This window comes from Pampinifervens navoyensis (genome assembly GCF_046159715.1).
Taxonomy (GTDB): domain Bacteria; phylum Aquificota; class Aquificia; order Aquificales; family Aquificaceae; genus Pampinifervens.
Genome location: NZ_JBJXCT010000019.1, coordinates 1 through 12,437 on the forward strand (window position 1 = coordinate 1; position 12,437 = coordinate 12,437).

The 12,437-nt window shown below is 47.1% G+C and carries 16 protein-coding genes and 1 tRNA gene; 9 read left to right on the forward strand and 8 right to left on the reverse strand.

Features of this window, described 5'->3' with window-relative positions; all coding sequences use genetic code 11:
- The first annotated feature begins 95 nt into the window (after nt 1-95).
- Nucleotides 96-3,491, forward strand: coding sequence for a translocation/assembly module TamB domain-containing protein (locus ACKRDP_RS09520; protein WP_409154521.1), 3,396 nt, complete (start codon nt 96-98; stop codon nt 3,489-3,491).
- On the opposite strand, the gene ACKRDP_RS09525 is transcribed toward ACKRDP_RS09520, so the two are convergent.
- From ACKRDP_RS09525 to ACKRDP_RS09535, 3 genes are read right to left on the reverse strand one after another with little or no spacing between them, the layout of a single operon-like run.
- Nucleotides 3,463-3,981, reverse strand: a complete 519-nt coding sequence (locus tag ACKRDP_RS09525; RefSeq protein ID WP_409154522.1) for a CDP-alcohol phosphatidyltransferase family protein — start codon at nt 3,979-3,981, stop codon at nt 3,463-3,465. The two genes, ACKRDP_RS09520 and ACKRDP_RS09525, sit on opposite strands and share 29 nt — an antisense overlap.
- The gene (gene lnt, locus ACKRDP_RS09530) at nt 3,971-5,332 is read right to left on the reverse strand and encodes an apolipoprotein N-acyltransferase (RefSeq protein WP_409154523.1); all 1,362 of its coding nucleotides are present in this window, start codon (nt 5,330-5,332) and stop codon (nt 3,971-3,973) included. Before lnt ends, ACKRDP_RS09525 begins: the two co-directional genes overlap by 11 nt.
- Nucleotides 5,293-5,718 (reverse strand): EamA family transporter, encoded by a 426-nt coding sequence (locus ACKRDP_RS09535; protein ID WP_409154524.1) that lies wholly within the window; start codon nt 5,716-5,718, stop codon nt 5,293-5,295. Before ACKRDP_RS09535 ends, lnt begins: the two co-directional genes overlap by 40 nt.
- Before the next feature lie 89 nt (nt 5,719-5,807).
- On the opposite strand from ACKRDP_RS09535, the gene ACKRDP_RS09540 reads away from it, so the two are divergent.
- The 6 genes from ACKRDP_RS09540 to ACKRDP_RS09565 all read left to right on the forward strand — a co-directional run bounded on the left by ACKRDP_RS09540 (nt 5,808) and on the right by ACKRDP_RS09565 (nt 8,233).
- Nucleotides 5,808-6,080 carry an HU family DNA-binding protein gene (locus tag ACKRDP_RS09540; protein WP_409154525.1) on the forward strand — a complete coding sequence of 91 codons (273 nt, stop codon included), beginning with the start codon at nt 5,808-5,810 and terminating at the stop codon, nt 6,078-6,080.
- A gap of 34 nt (nt 6,081-6,114) precedes the next feature.
- Nucleotides 6,115-6,816, forward strand: a complete 702-nt coding sequence (locus tag ACKRDP_RS09545; protein ID WP_409154526.1) for an RsmE family RNA methyltransferase — start codon at nt 6,115-6,117, stop codon at nt 6,814-6,816.
- A gap of 25 nt (nt 6,817-6,841) precedes the next feature.
- Nucleotides 6,842-6,917, forward strand: a tRNA-His gene (locus ACKRDP_RS09550).
- Between the two features lie 16 nt (nt 6,918-6,933).
- Nucleotides 6,934-7,803 carry an elongation factor P--(R)-beta-lysine ligase gene (gene epmA / locus ACKRDP_RS09555; protein ID WP_409154527.1) on the forward strand — a complete coding sequence of 290 codons (870 nt, stop codon included), beginning with the start codon at nt 6,934-6,936 and terminating at the stop codon, nt 7,801-7,803.
- A 2-nt stretch (nt 7,804-7,805) separates the two neighbouring features.
- Nucleotides 7,806-8,012 (forward strand): hypothetical protein, encoded by a 207-nt coding sequence (locus ACKRDP_RS09560; RefSeq protein WP_409154529.1) that lies wholly within the window; start codon nt 7,806-7,808, stop codon nt 8,010-8,012.
- Nucleotides 8,009-8,233 (forward strand): DUF167 domain-containing protein, encoded by a 225-nt coding sequence (locus ACKRDP_RS09565; protein WP_409154531.1) that lies wholly within the window; start codon nt 8,009-8,011, stop codon nt 8,231-8,233. Before ACKRDP_RS09560 ends, ACKRDP_RS09565 begins: the two co-directional genes overlap by 4 nt.
- Nucleotides 8,234-8,236: 3 nt before the next feature.
- Here the strand turns inward: ACKRDP_RS09565 and ACKRDP_RS09570 are convergent, their stop codons facing one another.
- Entirely contained in the window at nt 8,237-8,866 is a 630-nt protein-coding gene (locus ACKRDP_RS09570; protein WP_409154533.1) for an HAD family hydrolase, read from the reverse strand.
- Entirely contained in the window at nt 8,857-9,333 is a 477-nt protein-coding gene (locus ACKRDP_RS09575; RefSeq protein ID WP_409154534.1) for a thioredoxin family protein, read from the reverse strand. Before ACKRDP_RS09575 ends, ACKRDP_RS09570 begins: the two co-directional genes overlap by 10 nt.
- Nucleotides 9,334-9,354: 21 nt before the next feature.
- Between ACKRDP_RS09575 and ACKRDP_RS09580 the strand changes: the two genes are divergently transcribed.
- Nucleotides 9,355-10,113, forward strand: a complete 759-nt coding sequence (locus tag ACKRDP_RS09580) for a prepilin peptidase (protein ID WP_409154535.1) — start codon at nt 9,355-9,357, stop codon at nt 10,111-10,113.
- On the opposite strand, the gene ACKRDP_RS09585 is transcribed toward ACKRDP_RS09580, so the two are convergent.
- Nucleotides 10,087-10,626 carry a 4Fe-4S dicluster domain-containing protein gene (locus ACKRDP_RS09585; protein ID WP_409154537.1) on the reverse strand — a complete coding sequence of 180 codons (540 nt, stop codon included), beginning with the start codon at nt 10,624-10,626 and terminating at the stop codon, nt 10,087-10,089. The two genes, ACKRDP_RS09580 and ACKRDP_RS09585, sit on opposite strands and share 27 nt — an antisense overlap.
- Nucleotides 10,623-11,021, reverse strand: a complete 399-nt coding sequence (locus ACKRDP_RS09590) for a hypothetical protein (RefSeq protein WP_409154539.1) — start codon at nt 11,019-11,021, stop codon at nt 10,623-10,625. The genes ACKRDP_RS09585 and ACKRDP_RS09590 overlap by 4 nt, the downstream gene beginning before the upstream one ends.
- A 12-nt stretch (nt 11,022-11,033) precedes the next feature.
- On the opposite strand from ACKRDP_RS09590, the gene purE reads away from it, so the two are divergent.
- Complete coding sequence (gene purE, locus ACKRDP_RS09595) at nt 11,034-11,549, forward strand: 5-(carboxyamino)imidazole ribonucleotide mutase (RefSeq protein WP_409154541.1); 516 nt, start codon at nt 11,034-11,036, stop codon at nt 11,547-11,549.
- Here purE and ACKRDP_RS09600 read toward each other — a convergent pair.
- On the reverse strand, nt 11,546-12,325 hold the full coding sequence (locus ACKRDP_RS09600) for a sensor domain-containing diguanylate cyclase (RefSeq protein WP_409154543.1): 780 nt from the start codon (nt 12,323-12,325) through the stop codon (nt 11,546-11,548). The genes purE and ACKRDP_RS09600 overlap by 4 nt on opposite strands.
- Nucleotides 12,326-12,437 lie beyond the last annotated feature (112 nt).

Genomic DNA, 12,437 nt, shown 5'->3' on the forward strand with positions numbered 1-12,437 from the left:
TAATCCTCCCTATGGGTTTTCCATGGGGAGCTTTTTTTTACCATAATTTCTTATAACTTGCAACTCGGGTTATAATAACCTAACAAGGGGGTCTGATGCGTGTAGTTGGCTATCTCATACTTCTACTTCTTGCCCTTTATTTTCTTCTGATAAAGCCCTACCTTGTGGCGAGGAATATAGAGATTGAACTGGAAGGTGTCAGTCTGAGCTTTGAGGAGGGGTTGAGCTTTAAAAGCCTTCTCATACACCTGCCCCTTAAGCACAGGACCATTCATCTCTTTGTCTCTGGAGCATCTATCAGACCCTGGAGCCTCCAGGCGGGTGAGTTTAGCCTGATAGAGGTCTCAACCGCCCCACCATCTGACAAGCCCTTTGACTATGACTTTGGACCTCTTACAGAGCTTGCAGGTAGACTCAATCTGAAGGTAGATAGCCTCTACATATCGGTAAACTATGTCCTTCACGGGGAGAGTCTTACCCTTTTTATACCGGAAACCGAATTGAGGGCGGGGAAGGTTATTTCTACTGGCTGGACGCAGGTCTACTGGATGCACCACTCTGACAGGCATGACCTTGAGGTTTTTCTTCACAAAGCACGCACGGAAGGAAGCAGGTTCATACTGGAGGATGCCCAGGTCAGAAGTGGGCTCTACAGTTTTAACCTGAGAGGGATATGGAAGGGAAGAGAGGGGAGCTTTATGGGAGAGGGGCTCATAAAGCCTATAGAAGGCAAAAACTTCCTTCTTGGCAGAACAGATATAAGGTTTTCTGGAAACATAAGCTACACCAGCTTAAGTGCTGATTTTTCAGGGATTGCAGAGAGGCTTGATATAAAGGGTAGGAGAGAGTTCAGGGGTCTCAGGCTAAAGGGACAATACCTCTGGAAATGGAAGGAAAAAAGTAATCTGAAAACGGTTGTGACAGATGGGCTTACCACGGCAAATGTTGACTATTCTCTCAAAGACAGAGTTCTCCGTGGGGAGTTTAGAGGCTTTCCTGTGGATAGTAAACTTCTTGGCATAAGCCAGCGGTTGTCTGCCCTTGTCAGCGGCCAGATTGACCTTGACCTGAAGGGAGAACTTCTGAGACTTCAGGCTTACTCACCCATTGCTCAGGTGGAGGGTCAGGAAATAAGTGGTGTGAGCCTTAAAATGGATATGAGTTATAGAAAAGAGCCAGAGGGAAACATTGACCTTTTAGTGGCTCAGCCCTTTTTCCTTTCTGTAAAGGGTGCCCTCTCTGGTAAGGATTTTGCAGGAAATATCAGCCTTCTGGGATACAGACTCACGCATCAGGATGTGTCTGCCACCATTTCCTACAGCGGGACCCTGAGAATCCAGCAGGGTCAGCTCTTTAGCTACGGAAGGGGTAAGCTGGAGAACCCTATTTTTAGGGATGTAAGACCCGGTAGCGCAGATTACGACCTTTACCTTGAGGGGGATGGCTACAGGGTAAACCTCACTGGAAGGGGTTATTCTCTCGCAGGAGGAGGTTCTCTAAAGGACAGAGATTTTTCCGGCAGGCTTAACCTCGAGAACATGAGCCTTTCCTACGAGGGTATTCAGATGGACTCCCTGAGGGGAAGCGTAAAGCTAAATCTCAGGGGTGAAAAGGTGTTGGCGGAGGGCAGGATTGAGGGCAACATCTCAAGGGAAAGCCTGGCCTCCTGGACTGCACTGTCCTTTCAAATGGAAAAGAATGGCGAAGATTTAGAGGGCAATTTCAAAGGTGAGCTCAAAGACACCAGAATACTCCAGTTTTCCTCCGAGAGAGGCAGCTTTGAGGGAAAAGTGAGTGGAGGAAAGGTATACTTGACTTTTGACCTGCAGGAAAGGCTGAGAGGTAAAGGTCATTACGATTATAAAAAGGCCTCCTACAGCTTTGAGGGCTTTCTCAAACATCTTCAGGGGGAGCTTGCCATAGCATCCAACTATCGTCTGAGTGGTAAGGAAAAGGACCTGACCCTTGAGCTGTCAGGTGAGGGAAAATACAGAGAAATCAGCTTCCCTCTCATTGTCAATCTTCACATGAAAGGGGAAAGGCTTGAAGGTTTTCTGAGGGGCTTTACTCTTAGAGAAGGTCTAATCGGTATCAAGGTTCCAGACATAAAAGTATACGGAAACCGGGAACATGGAAACGTAGATGCTGCACCTCTCCTCATAAGCATTGGACAGGAGGCAGTCTCAAGGGTGGAATTTCAGAGGGGTGAATACAGAGGCAGAAGGCTTTTACTTAAAGGAAGCATATACGGTGTTCTCAAGGGACGGTTTGAGTTCTCCTACGATGAGGGTCCAAAGTTCTTCTCAGAGGGTGAGCTGGACCTTGGCAGTCTCTTCTCCATAATAAGGAGCAGGGTGCTCGCAGATGCAGAAGGTAAGGTGGCTTACACGCTCTCCTACACAGATACTCTGAACTTCAAGGCAACCTCCAGTGCAATCACTCTGAGGTCCAGATATCTTGCAGTGCCCCTGTCAGGCGGGCTCGACCTTGGTTTCACAAAGGACAGGCTTTCAGGCTATGTAAAACTGCTGGGCAACCAGAAGGCTTCAATTCTTGCCAGCTTTACCGGCGATAGCAGGTCTGGTCAAGTCAGCTTTGAAGTCTCACAACTGCCAGTTCTTTACAGGGGAGAGACCTTCAGAACCAGCCTTTTTGTCTCAGGAAAAGGAAAAATAAGCTCCGACTACAGGAGTCTTAACATAGGGGGCGACTTCCATACCTCTGGGGTAGTTAACCTGCAGGGACTCAGGGGAAGGGCTGGAGGACTATCCGAAGAATACAGAAGAGTAAGGCTTGACATCTCACTTACATCATCCGAACCTTTGAGGGTAAATCTCCCAGAGGGCTTTCTCTATACTGACCTGTCGGCAAGGATAAAGGGAAGTCTCTATGAACCTGATTATGTGGTTAACGCTTATTTTAAAGGAGGAGCACTTACATACTTTGAAAAAGAATTTTTTGTCAGAAGGGGTGAGGTGACCTTTACAAATAAAGAAAGCCAGATGGACCTAACCATAACTGCGCCAACCCCTGATTACAGCATAATAATTGACCTGAAGGGAAACCCACAGTATCCAAAGGCAATAGTCAGGTCAGAACCTCCGAGGGATACGAGAGAGGTGCTCACCACTCTTGTTCTTGGAGGTGCAGAGACAGAGGGTCTTATACCGGTGGGGGGAGCTCTTATAAGCCAGATACCGCAGATCAGCGGTCTTATAAAAGATGCGAGGGGTATGACAGGGCTTGACATAAAGGTCCAGGTATCTCCCACCGTATCCCCTACGGGAGAGGTGGGGGTGAACGCAACAGTCTCCAAAGATTTAAGCCAGAGAATATCCGTGGAGCACAGACAGAGCACTCTGAGAAATCCCAGAGAGACTTACACAGGTGGAGATGTAAAGCTTACGCCCAATACATCCATAGGTGGAAGGCTTTACTCAGACAGGTCTCAGGAGGTCAGGGTCAGGATAAGGAAGAAGTTTGACTTCTGAGGGCTCTGAGCCCAAACAGGAAATAATCCGCCCATGAAAGAAAAAGCATGATTATGGTAGCCCAGAGTATAGGCTCAGAGAAAAAACCGCCCAGACAGAGAAGTATGAAAAGCGAAAGAGTAAAGGTGAAGGCCTTACCCGGAGCTCTTGCCTGAGGAACACTTTTATTCCTTCCCGCAAGGATGGCACCCCCCAGGAGGAGAAACAAATCCCTGGCGAGCACTGCGTAGAGAAGTGCCTGGGGTATGAGGTGGAGTTTAAAGGTGCAGACAAAAAGCCCGCACAGAAGCATCACCTTGTCAGCCAAAGGGTCAAGCACTCTACCCAGCTCCGTCTGAGCCTTGAGTTTCCTTGCTAAAAAGCCATCCAGAGCATCAGAAAGGGCAAGGGGAAGGAAGAGAAGAAGGAGATATTCCTGTGGAATAAACAGAAGCAGCGGGCTGAGGGTCAGTCTAATCAGGGACAGGAGATTGGGTAGATTACTCAACAAGAAGGACCTCACTGCGAACTATACCTCTTTTCATGTAAGGCATCCTCTCCAGAACCCTGCCCATGGGGTCTATTATGCCCGTGTCTCCCGAGTTGTTTACCCAAAGCATGTATTTACCCCTTTCCAGCGCCCTCACCCTTGCCCACAGATAGTGCTGGTGAGTGCAATCAGAATCCTCAAACCAGCCGTCGTTGGTAAGCACAACGATAAGGTTTGCCCTCTCTGAAAGCCTTTCTACCAGGTCATGGTAAGCCACCTCAAAGCATATGGGTGTGGCTATCTTCATACTCCCATATTCTAAGGGCTTTAAATTTTTTCCAGGGAAGTAATCAATACCGCTTATGGCAGGGAAGAACTCCTTCAGAAAGCCAAAGGGAAAGGGCATGTATTCTCCAATGGGGAATAGCCTTATCTTGTCGTAATGACCAATGGCGATGCCACCCTTCAAAAGGTAGGCGGAGTTGTAAGGTCTGAGGCCCTCCCTTATGTCTATAAGCCCTACCAGTATGGGAGTCTTGAAGCTTAGCCTTCTGAGCCAAAGGTTGTAGTCATCGCTCTCCTCCGAATAGAAGAAGTGAAGGGCAGACTCTGGAAGCACCACAAGGTCGGCATTTGCGCCCGTTGCTTCCTCTGTGAGCCTTAAAATTTCCTCCGCATGCCTTCTGAAGGCTGAGGTGTCCAGCTTGTCCTTCTGAGGCACTCCAGTCTGCACAAGGGCAACCCTTATGACTCTTGCACCCTCCATCCTGTTTTCCTTCTCCTTCAGTGCAACAAGACCAGTAATAGCCATGATGAGCCAGAGGGCTATGAGTGGCTTTAATTTTCTGCGAGGGAGCAGAAGGGCTGTAAAGACAAGCAGAAGACTTTGCATGTAAACATTAATAAAAAGAAGGCTGTGTTTTATAAGGGGTATGTAGACAGACAGTGAACCTATAAGGAGCCATGGGAAGCCTCCATAGGGAAAATGGGAGCGCAGTATCTCAAAGGCCGTGTAGAGAAGGGGAAGAGCCCAGAGGTAATTCCTGAAAAATCTCCTGCATATCCAGAGGGGCATATAAAACTGATAAAAGCTCAGAAAGAGAGAGAAGGGAACAAAGAGGGTGTAGGACAGGAAAGGGTTTACCCCTCCGTATTCTATGCTTGCTATGTTGGCACATCTGAGGGAAAGGAAGAAGAAAATAAAGCCCGATATAAGCCAGAAGACACCTTTTCTCTGCCAGAGGAGGAGCATAAAGGCAGGTAGTGCAAAAAACCACAATTCATACTTGGAAAATGGCATGTAAAGCATAAAGCCTGTCAGAGGAATGAGAACTATCTGCCAGAGGACAGACTTATAAGAACTATTCCACATACCACCAGAAGTATACCAAAGGCCCTCAGCAAGCTGAAGGGCTCACCGAGAAGGAGAAAGGCAACCAGAGAACCCCATAGAGGAGATGTGGAGGCAATTGGCGCTACCACCGACACATCTCCAGCCTTTACAGCTTTAAAGAAAAAAAGAAGTCCGAGAAAGCCCGACATTATACCACCAGCGGCTACTAGCATAACTTCTTTGAGAGGGTAGTTCAGCTTCATTCCTGTGAATGCTGTAACTGAAAGGGCAAGCAGAAAAGCAGAGAGGTTATGAAACACCAGGGCGGTTACAGGAGGTATTTCTCCCCTCAGGCCCAGTTTGAAAAGCACGGGAGCTGTCCCCCACACAAGGCTCGCAAGAAGGGCAAAAATTACGCTTTTCATGTTTAAAACCCTTAAAAATCCTCTTGCATCTTGACTTGACTTGGTATATCATTATAAACTGCTAAAAAACCTTGTAAGGAGGGAATACCATGACCAAAGCTGAGCTTGTTTCAGCCATAGCCAAAGGGGCAGGTATTACCAAGAAGCAGGCTGATGCCGCCCTGAGATCTGCAATTCAGGCAGTCTCTGGAGCTCTCAAAAAGGGTGAAAGAGTGGCAGTGCCAGGGTTCGGCATATTTGCTGTAAGGACCAGGGCAGAGAGGAAGGGGCGCAACCCCAGAACAGGTGCAGAGATAAAGATACCTTCAAGAAAGGTGGTCACCTTCAGGCCTGCAAAGGAGCTCAGAGAGTCTGTAAAGTAATCACCCTATGCGGGGCTTTTGCCCCGCTACCCTTATGGAAAGGCTTGTATGCACAGGGAAGGAGGGAGAGCTTCTACTCATAACTGGTCAGGAGTTCAATCACTTCAGGGCTTTGAGGCTAAAAAAAGATGACAGGCTTGAAGTCTTCTGTGAAGGCAGGCTGTTTCTCAGCCTTGTGGTGTCCGTTGAAAAAGGATGTGCCTTCTGCAGGCCACTGGAAGAGATAAGCATACCTCTGCCGGAGCCTGAGGTAAACCTTTACCAGTGCGTTCCTTCAGACCTGAAGCTCATGGAAGAGGTAATAGACAGGGCAAGTCAGACGGGTGCAAGGTCTCTTGTTCCTGTTATATGTAAAAGAGGTTTTCAGAAGCCAGGCCTGATTGAAGAAAAGCTGGAAAGGTGGAAAAGACTGAGCCTTGTATCTTTCAAGCAGTGCAAAAGACCCGCGCCCATGGAAATAGGCAGACCTGTTCAACTCTCCGGGCTAAGAGCGAAGGAAGAGATATCCCTTGTGCTTGATAACTTTTCCGCAGAGCTCGGGATAAGGGAGCTCGACATGAACAGAAAGAGCTATGGTGTAGTGGTTGGTCCTGAGGGCGGGTTGTCTCTGGAAGAAGTGCAGGCTCTGAAGGATAGAGGGTTTAAGCCTCTTTTCTTGAGACCTTACATACTCAGGACTGAAATGGCCGGAGCTGTGGCCATAGCCCTCATAATGAATCTTGCAGGAAAGGGCTAAGGGAATTATAATAAAAAGATTGCAGGAGAGCGTAGCTCAGCTGGCAGAGCAGTGGACTGTGGATCCACGGGTCGCGGGTTCGACTCCCGTCGCTCTCCCCATGTTATAATGCTCTAAATGCTCTCGGAATGGTCTGAGTTTATTCAGAGGATAAGAGGGTTTTTCACAGATAGGGGATACCTTGAAGTCCATACTCCCATACTGCTTGAGTTTCCAAACATTGACCTGAATGTAGAACCTGTAGAGGTGAAAGTGGTGGAGTGTGGAAAGGAAAGGAGGCTCTGGCTTCAGACTTCACCTGAGTTCTCCATGAAAAAGCTCCTTTCAAAGCAAAGAAGGGATATTTTTCAGGTGGCAAGGGTCTTCAGGAACCATGAGTGCGGGAGGCTGAACAAAAGAGAGTTCACCATGCTTGAATGGTATAAACTCCACGCAGATTACAGCTACCTCATACAGGAAATATGCGAGCTTCTGAACTTTCTGGGAATAGCCAGAGAGTGTAAAACTACCAGGCTTGAGCACGCCTTTGAGGAGTATGCGGGCATAGTTCTCTCTGAGGATGAGGAAATATTCAAAAACAACCTTCTCGCATATGGCTATGAGTTTGATGACAAGGAAGACTGGGAGAGTCTTTTCTTCAGAATATACATAGAGGTGGAGAGGAAGCTTGGTGAGCATATGCCAGAATTCGTAACCCATTTTCCTGCAAGGCTGAGTTCTTATGCAAAGGTTGTGGATGGCTACGCTGAACGGTTTGAGCTTTACATAAAGGGTATAGAAATAGCCAACGGCTGGACTGAGGAGACTGACCCGGAGGAAATAGGAAGGAGGATGGAGGAATACAGAAGGGGGAGAGAGCTTCCTATAGACGAGGGGCTTTTAATGGCTTACAGGAACTTTCCCCCCTGCGCCGGCTGTTCCATAGGTCTTGAGAGGCTCTTTATGGTTTACATGAACCTTGACAGCCTTGAGGAGTTATACTTTTAACTATGGCATACAGGTGCATGGTGGTTTCTCTTGAGGGTGATGACAGGGAAATAACGGAGAAGCTCAACGAGGTGCTGTCCACAATTGAACAGGAGGGTGGGGAAGTGCTTGATGTGGAGACGAGCCTTGCCAGAGAGCACGGTATAGATGGCTTTGTGGTGGTATATACGATAAAATACAGAGCGAGCAGAGAGATAGGAGAAGAGTGATAGTCAGGGTCAGGGCAAAGCCAAACTCAAGGATGGAATACATAAAACACGTTGAAAAGGATTTATACGAGGTTGCGGTAAAAGAACCGCCAGAAGATAACAGAGCCAACAAAAGGATAATAGAAATCCTCGCAGAAAACTTTAATGTTTCTAAATCAAACATAAAGCTGGTGAGGGGTTCCAGGGCAAGGATTAAAATTTTTGAAGTCCTTCTGGGTTAGTTTTTAGATAAATCTCTTGAGAAGGTCTGTGGGTTTTTCCAGCTCAAAGTCAGGCACTTCTTTTTCAAGCTTCACATAACCCCACCTGGCAAGCCCTCTTTTAACTCCTGCAAGCCTACCGGCGGTCATGTCCGCCTCTGTATCTCCAACCATCAGGGCCTGCGCAGGTGAAACACCAAGAGACTGGAGGGTGTATAGCACGGGAAGAGGAGAGGGCTTTTTCTCGCTCAGCGTGTCCCCACCCACCACCAGCGAGAAGTAATCTAAAAGCCCAAGCTCCTTCAGTATAAGTTTTGAAAGGGCTTCCATCTTGTTGGTGACTACCGCAAGACTTATGTTCTTGTCCATTGCACGGGAAAGAGCCTCCTCTATGCCCTCAAAGGGCTTTGTGTAAATTACAGGCTCTTTCATGTAGTAATCTCTGAAGACAGCCAGCGCCTCCTCCAGAAGGCCGTTGGAGAAGAACCTTTTAAGTAGCTCCCTTGCTCCACCCCCCACCATGTGCCTTACGCTTTCTATGTCCACCTGGGGTAGATTAAAGTCTCTTAATGTTCTGTTCAGATGTATACCTATATCCCTGTAGGAGTCTATAAGTGTTCCATCCAGGTCAAAGAGTATGGCACTCAGATGCATCTTTCAGCCTTCATGTAATCCATATATTGTGTTTCTCTGTATTTTCCCTCTTTTACAAACCTTATACTGCAGGCAAGGGTTTTGGGAGGCTGATAGCCCGGCAGATGAAGCACTATGTTGCCCTCCCGGTCTAAGAAAAAGAGCTGAGGAAAGGAATTGACTCTGAGCGCTTTTGCAAGCTCTTCCTCCGTGCTAACATGCTCCTGTCCTTTCAGTATGTATCTGACCCTTGCGTTGCTCTCAAACAGGAGGCTGAAGACATCCATTCCTTCCAGCTCGCGTGCAAGTTTTTCTGTCTGAAGGTCTCTTTTAAGCTGTTTACAGTATATGCAGCTCTCGCTCTCTACTATGAGCATGGCATACTGGTTCTTTGGCACTATGTCCTTTATCTCAGAGTCTGATACCACAGGCTTTTGCTGGCAAGATGCCAGAAATAAAAGAATCAGTGCAGAAAACAACCTTCTCATAGCTTATAATTTTAGCCCGGAGTGGAGCCACTTCAACTTTTAGAGTATGTGTTTCTGTTTGCACTGGGTGCAAGTTTAGGCAGTTTCTACAATGTGCTTGTATACAGAATGCCCAGAGGCATGTCCATAGTCTCACCCCCATCCAGCTGTCCCCATTGTGGGCAGAGAATAAGGTGGTATGACAACATACCTATAATCTCTTACCTTCTCCTCAGGGGTAGATGCAGGCACTGCGGTGGAAAAATATCCATCAGATACCCTCTCGTGGAATCTTCCACTGGACTTCTTGCGGTTCTGTGCAGGCACAGATTTGAGGACTGGCTTCTGAGCCTTATCTTCTTTGTGTTTTTTTCAGTCCTACTTGTGGCAAGCCTCATAGACTGGGATACCTTTATCCTCCCCGACAGCCTTACCCTTGGAGGGCTTGGCTTTGGGCTTCTTACCTCCTTTGTAAGGCAGGACTTTAGCCTGCAGGAAAGTCTTATGGGTGCTGTTGCCGGTGGTGGGTCCTTTCTTCTCATATACCTTTACTACACAAAGCTAAGGAAAATGGAGGGGCTTGGCTTTGGAGATGTAAAGCTTATGGCTTTTATAGGCTCTGTAGCTGGTATATGGGGTGTCATGTATGCGGTATTTCTGGGTTCAGTCCTTGGCCTCCTCTATGCCCTTCCCATAATAATCAGGAACAGAAGCCTGCAGTTTGCTGTGCCCTATGGACCCTTTCTCTCCATGGGTGTTTTCGTGGGAGTTTTTTTAGACCTCAAGAGGCTTTTCTTCTGACTTCCAGTTGAAGAGTTCCCTGTAGAGCTCTGAATCTATCCTTCTTGATCTGTGCCTTTGCTTTGGCACCTCTTCTATCTCCACAAAGTAGAGGCAGTTGGTGACACATTTGGAAACGCAGGAGGGCAGAAGCCCCGCATCAACCCTTTTGTAGCAGTAATCACACTTTTCCACTTTCATGGTTGAAGGGTTGAAGGCAATGGCTCCATAGGGACAGGCAATTATGCAAGCCTTACAGCCTATGCATCTCAGCTCTTCCACATAGACTATGCCATCTTCTCTCTTCCTCATGGCGGAGGTGGGGCAGGCATATACACAGGGTGCTGGCTCGCAGTGAAAGCAGTTCATGGGCAGGAAAAAGGCGTCAGCCCTTTCTCCAATGCCACCAACCCTGAAAACCTTCATGGGCCTTATGCCAAAGTTTTCAAGCCCCTTCTCCTGTTTGCAGGCAACTTCGCAGGAAAGGCAACCTATGCACCTGTCAAGGTCTATGAGCATTACAGGTCTTTTCATAGCATTTCCTGAATTTTTCTTCTGTATTCCTGTAGCATTTTAAAGGCTTCATCTATCTCACCATCTATTTCAAAGACCTCCCTTTCCACATCATCCACCTCTTTTTTCATCTCCCTTATCTGTTTAACTCTGTCTGCAAGCATATGTAAAGCATAAAAGACCTCATCTCCCAGCGTATTTCTCAAGCTACTAACTTCTTCTGAATTCTTTTCATACTTTTCTACAAACTCCATGGCTGTTTCAAAGTCAACTCCAAGCTCTTCCTCAAAAATTTTCTCAAGCTCCGCTATCTTTTCCCTCATTTCTTTCACTCTCTGATACTGATACAGCACTTTCATCCGCCTTTCCCAGAGACTTTCTTCCATGCTCAGGAGGTCTTTGATAAGGTCTTTCATGGCTTTTCCTCCATGGATAAAATTATATGCATGAAGAGCCCTCTTGTGGGTATAATCATGGGTAGTATTTCAGATTGGGAATGGCTAAAGCCTGCCTACGAGGTTCTGAGAGACTTTAATGTTCCCTGCGAGGTAAGGGTAGTGTCCGCCCACAGGACGCCTGAGCTCATGTATGAGTATGCGAGGACTGCCAGAGATAGGGGTATAGAGGTCATAATAGCAGGCGCAGGCGGAGCTGCACACCTTCCGGGTATGACCGCAAGCATGACAACCCTGCCCGTGATAGGTGTGCCTGTTCCCTCAAAGCACCTGAGCGGTGTGGATTCCCTCTACTCCATAGTTCAGATGCCCTCAGGAGTGCCCGTGGCAACCGTGGGTATAGGGAACGGAGCTAATGCGGGAATCCTTGCGGTAAGGATTCTATCCATAAAGTATCCAGAGATTGCGGAAAAGCTGAAAGAACACGAGAAGTCCTTGAAGGAAAAGGTGGAGGATATGAACATAAGGCTCAGAGAAGAGCTTTCTTAGAGGACTACAGTTCTGTTTTTACCCTGCTGTTTTGCCTTGTAAAGGGCTCTGTCTGCTCTTGCCAACATGCTGTCCATACTGTCCCCATCCCTGTAAGTGGTTGCCCCGAGAGACAGAGTTATCTTCAACCCCTTACAGAGCTCACAGCCTTCAATAGTCTGTCTTATCTTCTCTGCAGGTGCAGAAGGTTCTGATGTCATGGGCAGAAGTATCAGGAACTCTTCACCACCCCACCTTCCAAAAATGTCGCTTTTCCTCAAGACCTTCTTTACCTCCCTTGTTGCTTCTTTCAGAACTTCATCCCCAACAAGATGCCCGTAGGTATCATTTATAGCTTTAAAGTTGTCTATGTCAAAGATGATAATGGAGAAAGCTGTTCCGTATCTTCTTGCCTGTGCCAGAAGATGCTCAAAATCATGAATCAGGGCATGTCTATTGAGTATGCCGGTGAGCTGGTCTCTGGTGGCGAGCTTTGTGAGCAGCCTTTCCCTCTTAACTTCTCCTGATATATCCATAAGTGTTAATATGGAAACAGTTTTTCCCTTAAAGGAGGCTATGGTTGAGGACAGCTTTACCCACTTTATCTCTCCATATTTTGTGTTTATCCTTAACTTATAGCTGATAACATCTCTGTATCCTTCCCTTCTTTTTCTTATACTTTCGTGGACTTTTTTCCTGTCCTTCCAGAATACAAAATTTATTGGGTCTTCAGTAGTTAGTAACTCTTCTCTGCTATAACCGAACAGCCTGGATGCATTTTGATTGGCGTAGAGTATTTTAACCCGAGTTGCAAGTTATAAGAAATTATGGTAAAAAAAGCTCCCCATGGAAAACCCATAGGGAGGATTAAGATGATAGAAGAGAAAATTGTAACATACTTCGTCCTTA

Coding starts and splice junctions, on each gene's coding strand:
- ACKRDP_RS09520 (WP_409154521.1), top strand. CDS start 96: ATGCGTGTAGTTGGCTATCTCATACTTCTACTTCTTGCCCTTTATTTT.
- lnt (WP_409154523.1), bottom strand. CDS start 5,332: ATGTGGAATAGTTCTTATAAGTCTGTCCTCTGGCAGATAGTTCTCATT.
- ACKRDP_RS09535 (WP_409154524.1), bottom strand. CDS start 5,718: ATGAAAAGCGTAATTTTTGCCCTTCTTGCGAGCCTTGTGTGGGGGACA.
- ACKRDP_RS09540 (WP_409154525.1), top strand. CDS start 5,808: ATGACCAAAGCTGAGCTTGTTTCAGCCATAGCCAAAGGGGCAGGTATT.
- ACKRDP_RS09545 (WP_409154526.1), top strand. CDS start 6,115: ATGGAAAGGCTTGTATGCACAGGGAAGGAGGGAGAGCTTCTACTCATA.
- epmA (WP_409154527.1), top strand. CDS start 6,934: ATGCTCTCGGAATGGTCTGAGTTTATTCAGAGGATAAGAGGGTTTTTC.
- ACKRDP_RS09560 (WP_409154529.1), top strand. CDS start 7,806: ATGGCATACAGGTGCATGGTGGTTTCTCTTGAGGGTGATGACAGGGAA.
- ACKRDP_RS09570 (WP_409154533.1), bottom strand. CDS start 8,866: ATGCATCTGAGTGCCATACTCTTTGACCTGGATGGAACACTTATAGAC.
- ACKRDP_RS09575 (WP_409154534.1), bottom strand. CDS start 9,333: ATGAGAAGGTTGTTTTCTGCACTGATTCTTTTATTTCTGGCATCTTGC.
- ACKRDP_RS09585 (WP_409154537.1), bottom strand. CDS start 10,626: ATGAAAAGACCTGTAATGCTCATAGACCTTGACAGGTGCATAGGTTGC.
- ACKRDP_RS09590 (WP_409154539.1), bottom strand. CDS start 11,021: ATGAAAGACCTTATCAAAGACCTCCTGAGCATGGAAGAAAGTCTCTGG.
- purE (WP_409154541.1), top strand. CDS start 11,034: ATGGATAAAATTATATGCATGAAGAGCCCTCTTGTGGGTATAATCATG.